General features: G+C 43.4%; 16 protein-coding genes and 1 riboswitch. Of the genes, 5 read left to right on the top strand and 11 right to left on the bottom strand.

Annotated elements, in window-relative coordinates:
- The first annotated feature begins 211 nt into the window (after window positions 1-211).
- Window positions 212-2,665 carry an HD domain-containing phosphohydrolase gene (locus tag Q7P33_RS00185; RefSeq protein ID WP_303866108.1) on the top strand — a complete coding sequence of 818 codons (2,454 nt, stop codon included), beginning with the start codon at window positions 212-214 and terminating at the stop codon, window positions 2,663-2,665.
- An 85-nt stretch (window positions 2,666-2,750) separates the two neighbouring features.
- On the opposite strand, the gene thiD is transcribed toward Q7P33_RS00185, so the two are convergent.
- The 4 genes from thiD to thiM are packed head-to-tail and all read right to left on the bottom strand — an operon-like array spanning window position 2,751 to window position 5,653.
- A complete protein-coding gene (gene thiD / locus Q7P33_RS00180; protein WP_303866106.1) occupies window positions 2,751-3,557 on the bottom strand; it encodes a bifunctional hydroxymethylpyrimidine kinase/phosphomethylpyrimidine kinase in 807 nt (268 codons plus the stop codon).
- Entirely contained in the window at window positions 3,554-4,207 is a 654-nt protein-coding gene (locus tag Q7P33_RS00175) for an HAD family phosphatase (protein ID WP_303866103.1), read from the bottom strand. Before Q7P33_RS00175 ends, thiD begins: the two co-directional genes overlap by 4 nt.
- Window positions 4,204-4,842 (bottom strand): thiamine phosphate synthase, encoded by a 639-nt coding sequence (thiE, locus tag Q7P33_RS00170; RefSeq protein WP_303866100.1) that lies wholly within the window; start codon window positions 4,840-4,842, stop codon window positions 4,204-4,206. The genes Q7P33_RS00175 and thiE overlap by 4 nt, the downstream gene beginning before the upstream one ends.
- Window positions 4,829-5,653 (bottom strand): hydroxyethylthiazole kinase, encoded by an 825-nt coding sequence (gene thiM / locus Q7P33_RS00165; protein WP_303866099.1) that lies wholly within the window; start codon window positions 5,651-5,653, stop codon window positions 4,829-4,831. The genes thiE and thiM overlap by 14 nt, the downstream gene beginning before the upstream one ends.
- A gap of 348 nt (window positions 5,654-6,001) precedes the next feature.
- Window positions 6,002-6,112: riboswitch (TPP riboswitch) on the bottom strand.
- A gap of 466 nt (window positions 6,113-6,578) precedes the next feature.
- Here thiM and Q7P33_RS00160 point away from each other — a divergent pair.
- Genes Q7P33_RS00160 through Q7P33_RS00150 form a run of 3 tightly spaced genes read left to right on the top strand, consistent with a single transcriptional unit; the run spans window position 6,579 to window position 8,000 of the window.
- Window positions 6,579-7,250: a cytochrome c biogenesis CcdA family protein gene (locus Q7P33_RS00160; protein ID WP_303866097.1), complete on the top strand. Its 672-nt coding sequence runs from the start codon at window positions 6,579-6,581 to the stop codon at window positions 7,248-7,250.
- A 10-nt stretch (window positions 7,251-7,260) separates the two neighbouring features.
- Window positions 7,261-7,827 carry a TlpA disulfide reductase family protein gene (locus Q7P33_RS00155; RefSeq protein ID WP_303866096.1) on the top strand — a complete coding sequence of 189 codons (567 nt, stop codon included), beginning with the start codon at window positions 7,261-7,263 and terminating at the stop codon, window positions 7,825-7,827.
- Window positions 7,828-7,835: 8 nt separating this feature from the next.
- Window positions 7,836-8,000, top strand: a complete 165-nt coding sequence (locus Q7P33_RS00150; protein ID WP_303866094.1) for a DUF6132 family protein — start codon at window positions 7,836-7,838, stop codon at window positions 7,998-8,000.
- A gap of 213 nt (window positions 8,001-8,213) precedes the next feature.
- Here Q7P33_RS00150 and eis read toward each other — a convergent pair whose 3' ends face one another.
- Window positions 8,214-9,431, bottom strand: a complete 1,218-nt coding sequence (gene eis, locus Q7P33_RS00145) for an enhanced intracellular survival protein Eis (protein ID WP_303866092.1) — start codon at window positions 9,429-9,431, stop codon at window positions 8,214-8,216.
- A gap of 111 nt (window positions 9,432-9,542) precedes the next feature.
- On the opposite strand from eis, the gene Q7P33_RS00140 reads away from it, so the two are divergent.
- Window positions 9,543-10,217, top strand: coding sequence for a Crp/Fnr family transcriptional regulator (locus Q7P33_RS00140; protein ID WP_303866089.1), 675 nt, complete (start codon window positions 9,543-9,545; stop codon window positions 10,215-10,217).
- Window positions 10,218-10,327: 110 nt separating this feature from the next.
- Here Q7P33_RS00140 and Q7P33_RS00135 read toward each other — a convergent pair whose 3' ends face one another.
- The 6 genes from Q7P33_RS00135 to Q7P33_RS00110 all read right to left on the bottom strand — a co-directional run bounded on the left by Q7P33_RS00135 (window position 10,328) and on the right by Q7P33_RS00110 (window position 15,030).
- Complete coding sequence (locus Q7P33_RS00135; RefSeq protein WP_303866086.1) at window positions 10,328-11,830, bottom strand: serine hydrolase; 1,503 nt, start codon at window positions 11,828-11,830, stop codon at window positions 10,328-10,330.
- Complete coding sequence (locus Q7P33_RS00130; protein WP_303866083.1) at window positions 11,811-12,251, bottom strand: hypothetical protein; 441 nt, start codon at window positions 12,249-12,251, stop codon at window positions 11,811-11,813. Before Q7P33_RS00130 ends, Q7P33_RS00135 begins: the two co-directional genes overlap by 20 nt.
- Entirely contained in the window at window positions 12,248-12,697 is a 450-nt protein-coding gene (locus tag Q7P33_RS00125; RefSeq protein WP_303866081.1) for a LytTR family DNA-binding domain-containing protein, read from the bottom strand. The genes Q7P33_RS00130 and Q7P33_RS00125 overlap by 4 nt, the downstream gene beginning before the upstream one ends.
- A gap of 191 nt (window positions 12,698-12,888) precedes the next feature.
- Window positions 12,889-13,200 (bottom strand): thioredoxin, encoded by a 312-nt coding sequence (gene trxA, locus Q7P33_RS00120; RefSeq protein WP_303866076.1) that lies wholly within the window; start codon window positions 13,198-13,200, stop codon window positions 12,889-12,891.
- 122 nt (window positions 13,201-13,322) lie between these two features.
- The gene (locus Q7P33_RS00115; RefSeq protein WP_303866074.1) at window positions 13,323-13,742 is read right to left on the bottom strand and encodes a YjdF family protein; all 420 of its coding nucleotides are present in this window, start codon (window positions 13,740-13,742) and stop codon (window positions 13,323-13,325) included.
- Window positions 13,743-13,929: 187 nt separating this feature from the next.
- Window positions 13,930-15,030 carry an iron ABC transporter substrate-binding protein gene (locus Q7P33_RS00110; protein WP_303866073.1) on the bottom strand — a complete coding sequence of 367 codons (1,101 nt, stop codon included), beginning with the start codon at window positions 15,028-15,030 and terminating at the stop codon, window positions 13,930-13,932.
- Window positions 15,031-15,040 lie beyond the last annotated feature (10 nt).

The raw sequence follows: 15,040 nt of genomic DNA, 5'->3' as shown, positions 1-15,040 counted from the left end.
CCCCGCATAAAATGAATTTGAAAATCATTTTCATATTACAGCAAAATCCCACTGCTGTCAAAGTAATTTGAAAATCATTTTCATATTAGCATTTTTGATGATCGATGTTTCTTTTTATCAAATCGGGATATAATAATCATTAATAATCCTTTTTTAAAATGCGGGCATCTGTCGTTACACGTGATCCGTCTTCATCCAATGAGAGGCAACTATGAATATCGATCTGGCTACCATTGCCCTGATTTTAGTTATTTCCAGCATTTTTCAGGCAATCTTTATCTTTTTTTTGTCTTCCAAATATCCTGGCGTTGATCACTTTGGAGCCAGCTGCTCCTTTTTTGCCCTGGGGTTTCTTTTTGTGATGCTTCAGGGCAATAGCGCCAATGTTCTGGTCACAGTTGTGATTGGAAACGCTTTGCTTCTACTGGCGCTGATTTTTCAGTATCTGGGCCTGGTGAATTATTTAGGTCTGCCGGAAAATAAATGGCTTCCGCCTATTGTTTTTGGATTTTGTCTGGTCTCGCTTATCTATTTTGCGTTTGTATTTAACAGCATTTCGCTACGCATCTTTTTTCTTTATTTATCTTTTGGTACAATTGCTCTGCTGATTGCTGCTACGCTTTTCACTATTCGAAAGCCTCCGTTCCCCCGCCAAATTTCGCTGCTCTTTATGATGTTTACGATAATCAGTGTTTTTTCCGGGTTAAGAGGCATTTATGCATTGTTTTCCCCACCGATAAATAATGCCCTGACGCCAACGCTTTTTCAAATTCTTTCTTTTTCCGGAGCCTTTATTATTAACATCATTGTGACCTTCACTTTTATTGTTATGAACAATGAACGGATGAGTGCCGATATTCGCACTGCCAAGGAACAGTTTGAGCAAATCTTTAACCTCAGTCCCGATGCCAGCCTGATCACCAGTCTGCCCAACGGCAAAATTATCAATTTCAATCTTGGCTTTTTAAATTTTACGGGTTTCTCCCGGGAAGAAGTTGAAAACAAGAGTTTATTGGAGCTAAATCTATACGAACAGCCTACCGACCGGGAAAAGCTGCTCAAAGCCATCACCGACAATCAGTCCGTTGATGACTACGAACTGAATTTTCGAACCAAAAATAAAGATATCCGCATTTGTTCCGTTTCTGCCAAAATTATCATGATGAACAACACCCCTCACATCATCAGCATTATTAACGATATCACCGACCGCAAAAACGCTGAATTGGCGCTGATTAAGAGCGAAGAAAAATACCGTTTTCTGACGGAGTTCGCCTCTGATGTGATTTGGCTTTTCAATCTTACCCATAACACATTTACCTATATGAGCCCCTCAATTTTTCAGCTGCGGGGTCTTACGCCCGAAGAGGCGATGGCCGAAAATTTGGCTGACTCAATGACGGCCGACTCGCTTCAACGCGTCCGGGCGGATCTGCAGAAAAATGTCAAAACGTTTATTGCCAACCCCACAGCCCCCAATACCTACCTGATTGAAATCCAACAGCCGTGTAAAAATGGCAGTCTGATCTGGGTCGAGGTTTCGACCAAATACCGCTACCACAGTAGCGGCGATATTGAGCTGGTCGGGGTCAGCCGCAATATTGAAAAACGTAAAAAAGCTGAAGAAAAAGTGCTTTACTTAAGCTATCATGATCAGTTAACCGGACTCTACAATCGTCGTTTTTATGAAGAAGAGCTTCTTCGTCTGGACACCCTGCGCAACCTGCCAATTGCCCTGATTATGGCAGATGTGAACGGGCTCAAGCTGATTAATGATGCCTATGGCCACCAAATGGGGGACAAGATTTTAATAGAATTTGCCCAGATCTTAAAAAGTGAATGCCGCCACGATGAAATTGCCTCACGGGTGGGCGGTGATGAGTTTGTGATCCTCTTTTCAAAAACTGACCGCAACAGTGTCGAAAGTATAATCAAGCGACTCAATGCTGCGATCAGCAAGGTCCGAATTGATAACATCATCCTCTCTGTTTCGATGGGCTATGCCATTAAAACCGATCCGCATGATGATCTGAATGATGTTTTTAAGCGCGCCGAAGATGCCATGTATCAACATAAACTGACCATCAGTCCCAGCATCAAAAAAGCCACCATCGAACTGATTGTCAACTCTATTTACGAACGCAACCACCAGGAGGTGATTCATTCCCAATTAGTCTGTGATTACTGCCAGGCCATTGGCCAGGAACTGGGTTTCGAATCGGAAGCGCTCAATCAGCTTGGTCTGGCCGGATTGCGTCATGATATTGGTGAAATTGCCATCGATACCGCCATTTTAAACAAGTCTGAAAAACTAAGCGATGCCGAATGGGCCGAAATCAAGCGCCACCCTGAAATCGGCTATCATATTCTCCGTTCTGTCAATGAATTGGCTGAGATTGCCAAATTTGTGCTGGAGCACCATGAGCGCTGGGATGGCAAGGGCTACCCCAAAGGCCTGAAAGCCAATGAAATAACCTTGCAAGGTCGGATCATTGCCATTGCTGATGCCTATTGCACGATGACCACCGAACGTCCCTACTGCCGGGCCTTGACTGATGAAGAGGCGATCATCGAAATTAAAAAATGCGCCGGCCAGCAATTTGACGAGCAGCTGGCCCGAACTTTTGTAGAAAAAGTCCTTAAGAAAGAATGGCCAACATTTTAAAAAGCCAATTGCTTACCATCAAGATGACTAAACAATTGGCTTTTATTTATTTGCAGATAGTTTTATAAAAAACGTCGGGATTTTTTTACGGTTCCCGAATCATCCAAAAACCATGATCCAGAGGGCCGCTGCCTGCTCCCAAATCGAGGTTGGCTGCCAGTGCTCCAGATACATAGTCTTTGGCTTTTTTTACAGCCTCTTTTAAATCCTCGCCAGCGGCCAGATTACAGGCAATTGCCGTGGAAAGGGTGCAACCAGTGCCGTGAGTATTGGGATTCTTTATTCTTTCCCCAGGCAACCAGATTTCAGATCGTTGATTACCATTCTGAAGCAACAAAAAATCATCAGCGGACTCAACCAGATGTCCACCCTTAATCAGAATGTTACCAGTATAGGTTGTGGCAATTTTTTTTGCGGCGCTAACCATCTCGGCTTTCGAGCGAATGTCAAAGCCACATAAGCATTGGGCCTCGGGAATATTCGGCGTGATCAGATTAGCCAACGGCATCAGCTCGGTTTTTAATGCTTCAATGGCATCATTACTCAACAGTTTTCCCCCACTGGTGGCCACCATCACCGGATCAAGAACAACATTTCCGGCCTGGTGTTGCTTTAGTTTTCTGGCAATACTTCCGATGATTTCGGCACTATATACCATCCCAATTTTAACGGCATCCGGAAAAATATCAGTAAAGATACAGTCCAGTTGTTGTTCCACAAATTCACTGGCTACTTCGGCGATCCCATACACTCCGGTGGTATTTTGGGCGGTCAACACGGTAATTGCCGTCATCGCATAGCTACCATGAGCCATGATCGTTTTGATATCGGCCTGGATACCAGCGCCACCGCTGCAATCCGATCCGGCGATGGATAAAACTTTCTTTTTCACAGCAACTCCTTGAAACTCATAATACTCAAATCCGAAAGCTTCCGGATCTCATCCCAATCATTTTTTGAGGCTTCATCATAAACCCCCACCAACTGGCAGCCGGTCGCTCTGGCAGCCCGGATACAATACAGAGCATCTTCAAAAATGGCGATCTGTTGAGCCGGTATGTTTAGCTGTGACACCGCCCGATGGTAAATCTCCGGCTGACTTTTGGGTAAACCAGTCATCCCGGAAGTCAGAATAAAAGCAAAATGATCCAACAGACCAAAGCGCTCCAAAATCAGTTCTGTCAAGGACTTGTGAGTAGCGGTTAGAATTCCCATTTTGATGCCTTGATTAAAATACTGATCGAGCACTTCCCGGACAAAGGGTTTTAGTTTGATGTGTCTGGCATAGTTATCCCGGATCATCGCATTTATTTCATCCCCCACCTGTTCTTCGGTCATGGCGATCCCATAAACTTCAATAAAATACCGGGCTGATTCGGCAAAACTCATGATCTTGATGGTCTCATTTAAATCATCCGGGGGAGTAATTCCATGTTTTCTTAAAAAATCACTGCCAATGTTTTCCCAGGCTGACATCGAGTCAATCAAGGTGCCGTCCAGATCAAAGATGATCCCCTGAGTGTTGATACTTACCTGATTCATGTCCTGGTCATCGCCTCAGATAATTGTCGAAGTTCTCTGGTTGCCTTCTGGATATCCGCTTTTGAAAAAATCGCCGATACCAGGGCAACCCCGTCCACCCCCGTACCAGCTAAGCGATGAATATTGGTTTCGTTGAGACCACCGATGGCTACCACCGGAATTGACACCGCCTGACAGATCGCCGCAATCGTATCAAACGCCACCACCGTTGCATCGGCTTTGGTGTCCGTCGCATAGATGGCCCCGACCCCGATATAATCCGCTCCATCGGCTTCAGCTTTTAATGCCAGCTCCACCGTATCTGCCGAAACGCCGATGATTTTATCCCCGATCCGTTTTCTAAGCTCTCCGGCATCCAGATCGTCCTGGCCGACATGTACCCCGTCAGCATCCACCGCCAGAGCCACCTCAACGGCATCATTAATAACAAAGGGAATTTTGTAAGCATCGGTCAGTTTTTTAATCGCCCGGGCTTCCCGGATAAAGTCCTCAGCTTCCAGCTCCTTTTCCCGCAGCTGAATAAAGGTGGCCCCACCTTTTAAGGTTTCTTCCACCTGCTGAACCAGGGTTTGATCACCCAGCCAACTGCGGTCAGTAACTGCATAGAGTAACATTGATTGCTTATCGAGTTTCAATCTTGATTCCTCCTGCTAATGATTGGGCGTCCATTCGGCTCATGGCATCGATCAGGTAGGTGCGGAAAGATGCCGTTCCAGCTTGAGCGGCCTCAACCTTGGCAAAGGCCAGCTCACCACACAAGCCCATGCAACTAACAGCAGCAGCGGTAGCCAGCAGCAGACTATCAGGATTGGCGCCACAATAACTGCCAATCACCGTGGTCAGCATACAACCGGTGCCGGTAATCCGGGACATCATCGGGTGGCCGTTGCGAATCACCATGGCTTGTTGGCTGTCGGCAACAATATCGATGGCACCAGTGATGGCAATAACCGCCCCCGTTTTTTGGCTGAGGGCGTTGGCAAAAGCGACCATCCCGTCCAGATTATCATCACTGATGGCATCGCTGATATCAGCATCGACTCCTTTGGTTCTGCCACTGCCCTGATCGATGGTCTTAATTTCTGAGACATTGCCTCGGATTACACTAAACTGGACTTCCTTTAACAACTTAAAGACTGTCTTTGTTCGCAGCGTCGAAGCACCCGCACCGACCGGATCGAGAATCACCGGCCGACCAAGACGGTTGGCTTCTTTCCCGGCCTTAATCATTGATGCCACCGTCCGTTCGTTAAGGGTGCCAATATTAATAACCAGAGCATTGCAGATGGCAATAATTTCTTCCACCTCATTGATATCGTCAGCCATAATCGGGGCCCCACCACAGGCCAACACGATGTTGGCGCAGTCGTTCACGGTCACATAGTTGGTGATGGAATGAACCAGCGGCGGCTGATTACTGACATTTTTAAGGATTTTTTCAAACATAAGCTTACCTCTTTCTATTCATTAGGTTTTTGTGAGAATAAAAAACATCGAACAATCATTGCTTTGGGTGCAGTTTCCACAAACAATTTCGTAACGTGTAGGCGAACAGTTCATCGAACTGTCCGCCGTACAGTGTAGAAATTCGCGAAGGCAACGAGCCAATCACAAGCTTGCTTGTAGTTGGCGACTGCCCGCGACCTTGAAGAAATTCGCATAGCGATTTCTTCTGGTGTTTCGTGCGAAACTGGGCCCAAAGCTCACGGAACTTTCGCAATGAAGTATTAATTAAATCAGTTTCCTGATCGTGGCGATCCTGATTTAAACAAAAAAAACTGTACACGAATGCACAGCAGTTTGACATAAATTCCCTACGCCGGCATTATCCGTATCAGGTACATGGGTCGAAGCAGCGATTTACTTCCTCTCAGCCTAAATGCATAAGCTCCCCAACTCTTTAATTGTGATAAAGGTTATCATACCGGCTGATTTTTGTCAACGGGATTCCAGTCTGATTTAACTGTTTAAATCAATCCATTCAATTCTTAATTTAACTTAAACTTAACCTCTTTCAAAGTTTGGCTAAAGGTTCAAGGCCTAAGATAAGCACAAGAGATAAACATCTCCTCTTTTTCTTTTCATTCCTAATATAAAAAAACAGCACGGTCATTCGGGCCGGCTGTTTTTTTATGCCCGGGTTATTAAAATTTGATTAATTCTGCGCTTTTTTCAAATTAAAATTGCATCTCGTCACACCCTGGTTAGTGCTTTCATCAGGCTCACCAGTCTACTTTTTAAATTAAGATTCAATTGTCATAATATAATAAATGTGATCTGATCACGGATTCTAAAATGAGCTTTTGATAAAATTAAAAGAATTAATTGCTCTATATTATTAAGGTTACACTGATCCTAACAAGGAGGTTTCATGGATTATTTTATCGCCTTTCTGGAAGGCATTATCACCTTTATATCACCCTGTCTCTTGCCCATGCTGCCCATTTATATCTCCTATTTCGCCGGTCAAACCCCTGGCAACAATAACCGCAATGTTATCATCAATGCCCTGGGCTTTGTGCTCGGCTTTACAGTGGTCTTTGTTTTGCTTGGCGCGTTTGCCGGAAAACTTGGCAGTATCCTGATTGAATACAGCACCATTGTCAATGTGGTCGGCGGCATTATCATTATCCTGTTTGGCCTGAATTTTATGGATCTGCTGAGCATCCCGTTTCTGAATACCAATCGTCAGATGAACCTCGATCATTCGCATCCCGGTTTTTTTTCGGCTCTGCTTTTGGGGATCGTCTTTTCCATCGGCTGGACACCCTGTGTTGGCGCTTTTTTAGGCTCGGCCCTAATGATGGCGGCCTCCAGCGGCGATACGCTCACGGGTATTTTGATGTTGTTGTCATTTTCCCTCGGCCTGGGAATTCCCTTTGTGATTTCAGCTATTTTGATTGAGCGGATGAAATCCACCTTTGATTTTATCAAACGGCATTATCTGATCATCAATCGTATTTCCGGCGGACTGCTGGTTGTCATCGGCCTACTGATGGCCTCCGGACTGTTGGGAACTTTTCTATCACTTTTAACATTTTAAGGAGCTTATTATGACTAAACAAACGAAAACAATTATCGCCATCGTCGTCTTTGCGGCTTTTCTGACCATCGTTTATTGGGGGTACACGGCCTTATCGCAACGGTTTAAGCCACAAACGCCAGCCGCTAACAGCAGCAACTCAGGGCAAACTGAAGAACTCCAGACAGCTCCAGATTTCACCGTCTTTGATGAAAACGGCAACCCCGTCAAGCTGTCCGATTTCGCCGGGAAACCCGTGGTTCTGAATTTCTGGGCCTCCTGGTGCCCGCCCTGTAAAAGCGAAATGCCTCATTTCAACATGGTCTATCAGGATCAAAAAGATGCGGTTATCTTTCTGATGATTGATCAGACTGATGGACAACGGGAAACCAAAGAAAAGGGGCTTCAATACGTCGCCAATCAGGGCTTCGTCTTCCCCGTTTATTTTGATACCCAACTGGAAGCCAGTACCGCTTATGGCATCTCATCGATTCCCACCACCCTGTTTATTAACCCCGAAGGTAAAATTGTCACCGGTTATCGTGGTGCCATTGATGAAGCTACCCTGCGATCCGGAATTGAAGCGATTAAAAATTAGGAGACTCTATGTATTTAAGAATAATCATCGGAACAATTATGGGAGCTGCTTTCGGCCTGCTCTATTACAAACTGGTCGGCTGCCAAAGCGGGAGCTGCCCGATTACCGCCAAACCCCATCGTACTGCCATTTACGGAGCGATTCTTGGTTTTATGATCAGTTCTTCATTTTAGGACAAACAAAAAAACGATTGATTATCAACCGTTTCAGAATGTTAAAGATAACCCAGTACCGACAATTGTTATATCATGTTGTGTGCCTCAAGGCGAACAGTTGCGGCGAAATGCTTAGTTAGCCGAATCTTCTATTGCAACTGTACGAATTGCGCGCATACAGCAGATTAACAATTGTTCGGTACGGTAGTTTATCGACAACCGTTTTTTTATTTAAATATAATCCGAGAAATAAATTTTCTCATTGGCAATAACACTCTCCAGAATCGCCACCGTTTTTTTGCTGGCCTCCAGCCGTTCAATTTGCTGCAGGTAGGTGGGCCGCTTATAACCCAGCAGCATACAGGTTAAAATCCCGATTTCTAGCTTGACCCGGTTTTCTGAAGGTTCATCAACTAAAACCGGGTCCTGACCAGGACTGAACTTGACGGTAAAGCTGCGATTATTCCACTCTAATACGGTGTCGATAATCTCAAAGGTCACCGCTTCATTGATATCGGTATTGGAAAAGTGATACTGCCTGAAAAACCCTTCGAAGTCCACAATCCGGGCCATAATATAAGGACGGATGGTTTCTTTCATATCACTGTCACCAAACAAAAACGAAACGGTATGGTTGTTGTAATTGCTGCCAACCACCTCGTTGATCATTGATTCATGGGCCGCAATATAGCCCCACAACCCTTTTCGGGCCTCCTGGTTTAAATAAACCATTTCTTTGACATGAAAGACATCATTTTCGATCAGGTACACCAGATAGCCCAAAGGGCGATCATCTTCGCCATAATAAATCGCTACCGTGACATCTTCAACATCCCAGCGCCAGTATTCCTCCCAGACCAGTTCATTGCGAATCAGACAACCATGGGTCTGCCGGGCAAAGGTGTCATGAAGGGTAATGAGATCCGGGCTGTTTTCCTTAACCCGTTTCACTCGTCCCGGCACATCAATATCCCGGGGCAACTGGTTGTCCCGGATCTGATAGGTCATCTTGTCCGAGACCACCTCCCAACCTTTATGCCGATAGAGGGGATGCGAATAGGGATACAAAAAGGATATACACTGATTGCGTCCATACATGGTTTCCAGACTTTTTTTCATCAGTCCGGACATGAGCCCCAAACCCATATATTCCGGATAGGTAGCCACTCCAGTAATATAGCCCATCTCGTAGATACTGCCGCTGATATTGACCTGTAGCGGGTAAACGGCGATCTGGGCTGCCAGCCGCTCATCCTCAAACCAGCCGATGACCTCGGCTTTTTCCAGAATCGGAAATTTTGACCGCTTAATCTCGTCATGCTTCCAACCGACCTTTAGCAGCTGTTCATCCGTCACCTGAAAGGCATATCTCAAAATGTCATTAAACTGAGTTAAATCCTTTGCTTCCAGCCGCTTAAGATGCAAATCTCTTTTTATCGCTTTATTCATCAGACACTCCTTAGTGTTATCATATTATTTTATTCTATACCCAAAATATTAATTTAGACTCAAAGTCAACTATGATATACTAGAAAATATTCGATTAAGCGAGGTATCAACATGCTAAAAGAACACGATCAGAAATTCCTTCAATCCGTTCTGAGTTTTTGGGATCATTTAACGCCACAACAACAGTCTCAGCTAACTGATAGCGCCATCCCCATAAAATACCGCCGGGGTGAAAACATCCATCGTGGCGAAAATGATTGTGTCGGGGTACTTCTGATTAAAAGCGGTGAATTGCGCACCTATATTTTATCCGAAGACGGCCGGGATATCACCCTTTACCGTTTGGGCCCTGATGAGGTCTGTATCTTATCGGCTTCCTGTATCCTGGAGAATATCACCTTTGATGTACATATTGATGCCGAAACAGATTGTGAAGTCCTCCTGATTAACGCCTCGGTCTTTCAGCAGATCTGCACCGAAAATGTCCATGCCGAGAATTTTTCCTGTAAATCAATGATTGATCGTTTTTCAGATGTGATGTGGGCGATGCAGCAAATTCTCTTTATGAGTTTTGATAAGCGGCTGACCATCTTTCTGCTGGACGAGGTCGCCCGAACCGGTTCTACTACCATTGTGATGACCCATGAGCAAATTGCCAAATACGTCGGTTCTGCCCGGGAAGTCGTCTCCCGGATGCTTAAATATTTTGAGAATGAGGGTTATGTACACCTGTCCCGGGGTAAAATTGAAGTGATTGATAAGGTGCAATTAAAAGAAATTATTTAGCTTACTGCCTTGTAACCAAACGATGGCAATACCATCATATGAACATTTCTCTCGAAAATTGTGATGCTGTTGCGATTTGTCTTTTGGTGCATTCAAAGAAATAATACGATTCAATCAGATGTTTTAGAGGGATATTTGCTGATAATTAAAGTTGTGATCAACCACAACAGCGAAAAAATACTCAGCATGAAGATCCCGATATAGAGACTAACCGGCGCCCAAAGCCACATTCCCAGCCAATCACTCTTGAAAATTGTCGGTAATACAATGATTACTCCAGCCGTGACTATCAAAAGTAGCCCCGGAATGATATTCCCTGTAAATCGCTTTCGGTTTATCGTTGTTTTTTTTCGATCGTTGTTTTTTATCTGTCTGCTTATTACAAACAGCCTGGCAATCAGAAAGCCCGTCAGCAGTGCACAAATAAATGTAATCGTCGAAAAAACGGCGTCGATGATGAACCAGATATCATGCTGATACGGAGTAGTTTCTTTACCTTCAAGCATCAATAATATATTATCCGCAAGATAGTTTGTATTGGCTGAAGCATTCAGATTGGTTAATACACATACCCCGATCCCATCACTAAGTTTCATGGCTATTTTCGCGGAATAATTTGGCGTCCCGCCCGAGTGATAGATGACGGAGTTTAAATCATCGATAAACCAACCACTGGCATAACAGGTTTTCTCGTCAACAACACTCGCTGGATTGGCGATGTGGGACTTTTCAATGATTCTGGTAAACTGCGGTGATATTTCAATGATACCCATTTGTATTTGAAGCCACCGCCCCATATCGGATGCGTTCGATATCATATATCCTGAAGGAACCAGACCTTTTATTGCCGGTGTCTCAAGTAAATAGGTATTCCCAAAAGAGAGTTTGCGCCCGGTTACCATTCTTTCCTTTACCTCGCTAGTATAGCAGTCCGTATGGATTAACCCCATTGGTTGTAAGATCCGTTCCTTTATAAAACTCTGGTAATCCTGCTTGGCAACTGTTTCGATAATCAGACCCAGTAAATTATAGTTTGTATTGGCATAAAAAAATTGCTGCCCTGGCGCTGATGCCAATTCACGATTACTCAAATTTTGGATATTTTCCGCTAACGTCATTTCTGCGGTTGCACTGGGATAGTTACGCTCATCATTGGTGTATCCACTTGTCTGATACAGACAATCAGCAATTGTCAAGTCTTCAGCCGCGATTGTTTCACCCTGATAAGTTGCCGTAAACCAGGGAATATAGCAGCTCACCGGATCACTTAATGCTAGTTTCCCTTCGTCTTCCAATAGCAGGATTCCCAGCCCCGTAAAGGCTTTGGTTGTCGATCCAAGCTGAAATAAGGAATGCTCATTTATTTTTACATGATTACTTTCATCTCCAAAACCCAAAGACAAATATTCTATTTCATCACCACGAACCATTGCAATGCCGGCACTGGGAATCCGGGATTTTTCCATCACATCTTTTACCATACTATTTATTTCTACCTGCTGCTGCGGGTCTATACTGTGTTTAGCAATAACACAACCTGGTATTAACGACGCTGTCACGCATAAAACAATCATAAAACACAGCTGGCGGCATTTACTTTTTTTTAACTTCATATTGTTTCGCTTCGTCCATTTTAACGTTTAACCGTTCCTTTCTAAACTGGATTTGTTGATTGATGAATGCCACATCCTGTCTCATTTTAATTATATCCAATACATTGCCGACGAGATATGCCGGTATCACCATCGCCGGTATGATCCAAATATATTCCAGCGTGTACCATTTAAATAGCCATCCGAAGAAAAAAACGACTGTCAGCAGCATCAACAGCTCCAGTCCGATTTCTAAAAAACGATGGACATTGAGATATTTATTGATCAGCAAAAGTCCTGAGCGTGCGATAACCGTTATCAATAAGAATTCTAGAATAACGATGAAATCATCCCACTTGTTAGACACAATCGCCGGAACTAAAAATGCAACAATGATAATCAGCGAAAAAATCATAAGACACTGTTTAACGAAATTTTTCAATTGTTTTCCTCCTTATTGAATGCTTTTTTTATATTGGGAATATACGTTCTTGTGGCATTTAGTTTTTCCCCGTTTTGGAGGGTTACCTGAATTCTGCTATTGGCTAACATTTGCATGCTTTCAAGGACATTTATGTTTACAATAACAGACTTATTTATTTGCACAAAATCATGAGATTTTAATTCTTCCAATATTTGGTATAACTTTTTTTCGGTTCGAAAAACCTGCTTGGTCGAGTATATAAAAGTTTTTCGATCAACACTCTCAATATAAAAAATATCGTCAACATTAATATTATAGATTCGACCACTGTCATTACCACAAATGCTATAACGATAGTTTTCCAGTCGCTTCACTAGTTGATTCACTGTATTGTTCATTTCACAATATTTTATTTCAACTTCTATTTCGTTTTGTTCTTTTTGTTGGGTCAGTTTTATTTTCACTTAGCCTCCTACTTTACCACTTATCATAGCTTATTTCCTCAACAAATCAAGTGATGCTGACCTATGTTACAATTTTTCGTTCTCAAACTACATCAAAATTATAATTTTCAGTCATATCTGATGACAGGTGTCATGATCTTAACGCAATAAAAAAAGAGCAATCACCTTAGTGATTGCTCCTATTTTTGTTGCTATTGAGCCACTAAATCTAAAATGTCAGCTTTAGATTTAGCTCCGACGGCTTTTTTAACGACGACTCCACCCTTGACGACGGCCAAAGTCGGGATACTCATAACCTTGAATTCGGCGGCCAGTTCCTGTTGTTCATCGACGTTTATTTTTCCGACCTTTAAAGTGAACACCTCATCGGCGATTTCGTCGATGATCGGCGATACCATCTTGCAAGGGCCACACCAAGGTGCCCAAAAATCGAGTAATACCGGTTTATCTGAGTTGATGACTTCCTGTTGAAAATTATCTTTAGTGATTATTACTGCGCTCATATCTTTAATCTCCTTAATCGTTAATTGGTATGTCTTTATTATAACCATTTTAGATTAATACTCCGTAACTTGATCACAGAGCAACAAACTTCTTAACGTTACTTAATTTCACAAACCCCTGATTAATGCCCCCGATGTTTCTGCTTTTTCTTTTCCTGCCGCAGTTCAAATTGGCGTTGCTTTTCTTCCTCCGTTTTCTGGCGGTTAAACGCTTTCCGGGTGATCTTTTTGTTTTCTTGCTCTTCTTTTAAGGCCTGCTGCGCCTTGGTTCCAATGCTTTTTGCGGCCATTTGCCGATTGATATCCCGCCTCATCCGCTTGGGATTGATCCGCTTCTCGGGCGCTTTTTCATCAGTAATCGGCTGACTGAATTGGAGTCGATTATAATTTTTAAGCAGAAAATCATAGATTTCCCCGTCTTTGGGTTCCGCTCCGAAGGTCACCTTGGCGACTTTCAGAGTTTTTTCATCTGCGCTTTCAAAGACACCCACCCAAAAGGGGTCGTCAAAAAAAATCGTCAACTTGCCAGTTACTTTGTCCATATTCAATTCCTCCTAGAAAATAGTAACAAAGAACGGACAACCTTAGGAGGCAGGTTACTGACGGCATCAACCGCGTCTGGACTACCAACCAGAACTGTGTTTTTATCTTATGGAGTTATTATAACACGATGGCCGAATTCATCAAGTGTTTTAACTTGATAAATCCGGCCATCAACAACTTGTTTTCTTACTGTACAAATTTACCAAAGGCTCCGTAGTCTGCTACCATCTGATCATAGACCTTAGTTCCCAGCAATTCTTCTGAAACCTCATCCATAATTTTACCCGGATCAACATCTTTAAACTGGTCTGGATAGAGAACCTTGCCAATCGAATAGGCATCGGCAATCGCCACTTCAATATTGGTTCCATATAAAATATAGGGAAGAATCATATCCACTTGATTTGTTTTGAAGGCATCCAGACTTGTATAATACTCCGGATTGGCTGTCATATCCGCTTTTACTTTTTCAATCCCATCGTAATCAATAAAGATTTTAGCAGGATTCCACTGCAACAATTGTTCTTTATCAATCATCATGCTGCCAGGTTTACCGGTTTGATCTGCAACGTTGATAGCATCAACGGCAACGAAAGGCGGATATTGCGCACGCGTACTTTCAATTCCCTGAGCGCCTTTTGACCCCAAAGCGCCAACATATGAGGTTTGCTTGGTACTATCGTTAATTCCTTCAGTCCGTTTTTTCAGATCCGCTTCATACCCTTTAATAAACTCAATCACTTCGGCTGAACGCTCCTCATTACTCATAACCTGTCCTATCACAGATAATGAATTATACAGGGTCTCATCAAATAATCCTGTCGAACCACTACTTAAGGCAACAACTGGTATCCCCGTTTTGTTTTGAAGTTCATCCGCAGCAGCTGTGTCAGTGGCAAGCGTCGTAAAAATGACATCCGGCTCAACTTTCAAAATTTGTTCCGGATCTGGTGTACTATTTGGACCGCCAGCCCCAATTGTAGTCAGACTAACAAAACTGGGATTTGCAATCACATATGGTTTTCCTTGCGATGATTTTTGATCAATCTCTTCAATCCCGACAATTTTTTCCACATCACCAACATAGGTAAACAAACGCAGCGCTCCTACGCCAACAGCCACTACTTTTTCTGGTGCGCTTTCAAACTCCACCGTTCGTCCAAGACTGTCGGTGATACTGATCTTTTCATCTGTTTTTGAGGTCGTAGCCCCTTGAGCCGAACACCCAACCATGGTTATGACCAAAAAAATGGCCAACAATAACACTAAAATCTGTTTTCTTTTCATATCTTTCTCC

The organism is Acetobacterium wieringae (assembly GCF_026646375.1).
Classification (GTDB): Bacteria; Bacillota; Clostridia; order Eubacteriales; family Eubacteriaceae; genus Acetobacterium; species Acetobacterium wieringae_A.
Note: the sequence above shows the minus strand (reverse complement) of the source record. Positions and strands in the feature narration are given on the sequence as shown.

Excerpts from the sequence above, each read along its gene's own strand:
- Q7P33_RS00185 (WP_303866108.1), top strand. The coding sequence starts at position 212 with ATGAATATCGATCTGGCTACCATTGCCCTGATTTTAGTTATTTCCAGC.
- Q7P33_RS00175 (WP_303866103.1), bottom strand. The coding sequence starts at position 4,207 with ATGAATCAGGTAAGTATCAACACTCAGGGGATCATCTTTGATCTGGAC.
- thiM (WP_303866099.1), bottom strand. The coding sequence starts at position 5,653 with ATGTTTGAAAAAATCCTTAAAAATGTCAGTAATCAGCCGCCGCTGGTT.
- Q7P33_RS00160 (WP_303866097.1), top strand. The coding sequence starts at position 6,579 with ATGGATTATTTTATCGCCTTTCTGGAAGGCATTATCACCTTTATATCA.
- Q7P33_RS00155 (WP_303866096.1), top strand. The coding sequence starts at position 7,261 with ATGACTAAACAAACGAAAACAATTATCGCCATCGTCGTCTTTGCGGCT.
- Q7P33_RS00150 (WP_303866094.1), top strand. The coding sequence starts at position 7,836 with ATGTATTTAAGAATAATCATCGGAACAATTATGGGAGCTGCTTTCGGC.
- eis (WP_303866092.1), bottom strand. The coding sequence starts at position 9,431 with ATGAATAAAGCGATAAAAAGAGATTTGCATCTTAAGCGGCTGGAAGCA.
- Q7P33_RS00140 (WP_303866089.1), top strand. The coding sequence starts at position 9,543 with ATGCTAAAAGAACACGATCAGAAATTCCTTCAATCCGTTCTGAGTTTT.
- Q7P33_RS00135 (WP_303866086.1), bottom strand. The coding sequence starts at position 11,830 with ATGAAGTTAAAAAAAAGTAAATGCCGCCAGCTGTGTTTTATGATTGTT.
- trxA (WP_303866076.1), bottom strand. The coding sequence starts at position 13,200 with ATGAGCGCAGTAATAATCACTAAAGATAATTTTCAACAGGAAGTCATC.
- Q7P33_RS00115 (WP_303866074.1), bottom strand. The coding sequence starts at position 13,742 with ATGGACAAAGTAACTGGCAAGTTGACGATTTTTTTTGACGACCCCTTT.
- Q7P33_RS00110 (WP_303866073.1), bottom strand. The coding sequence starts at position 15,030 with ATGAAAAGAAAACAGATTTTAGTGTTATTGTTGGCCATTTTTTTGGTC.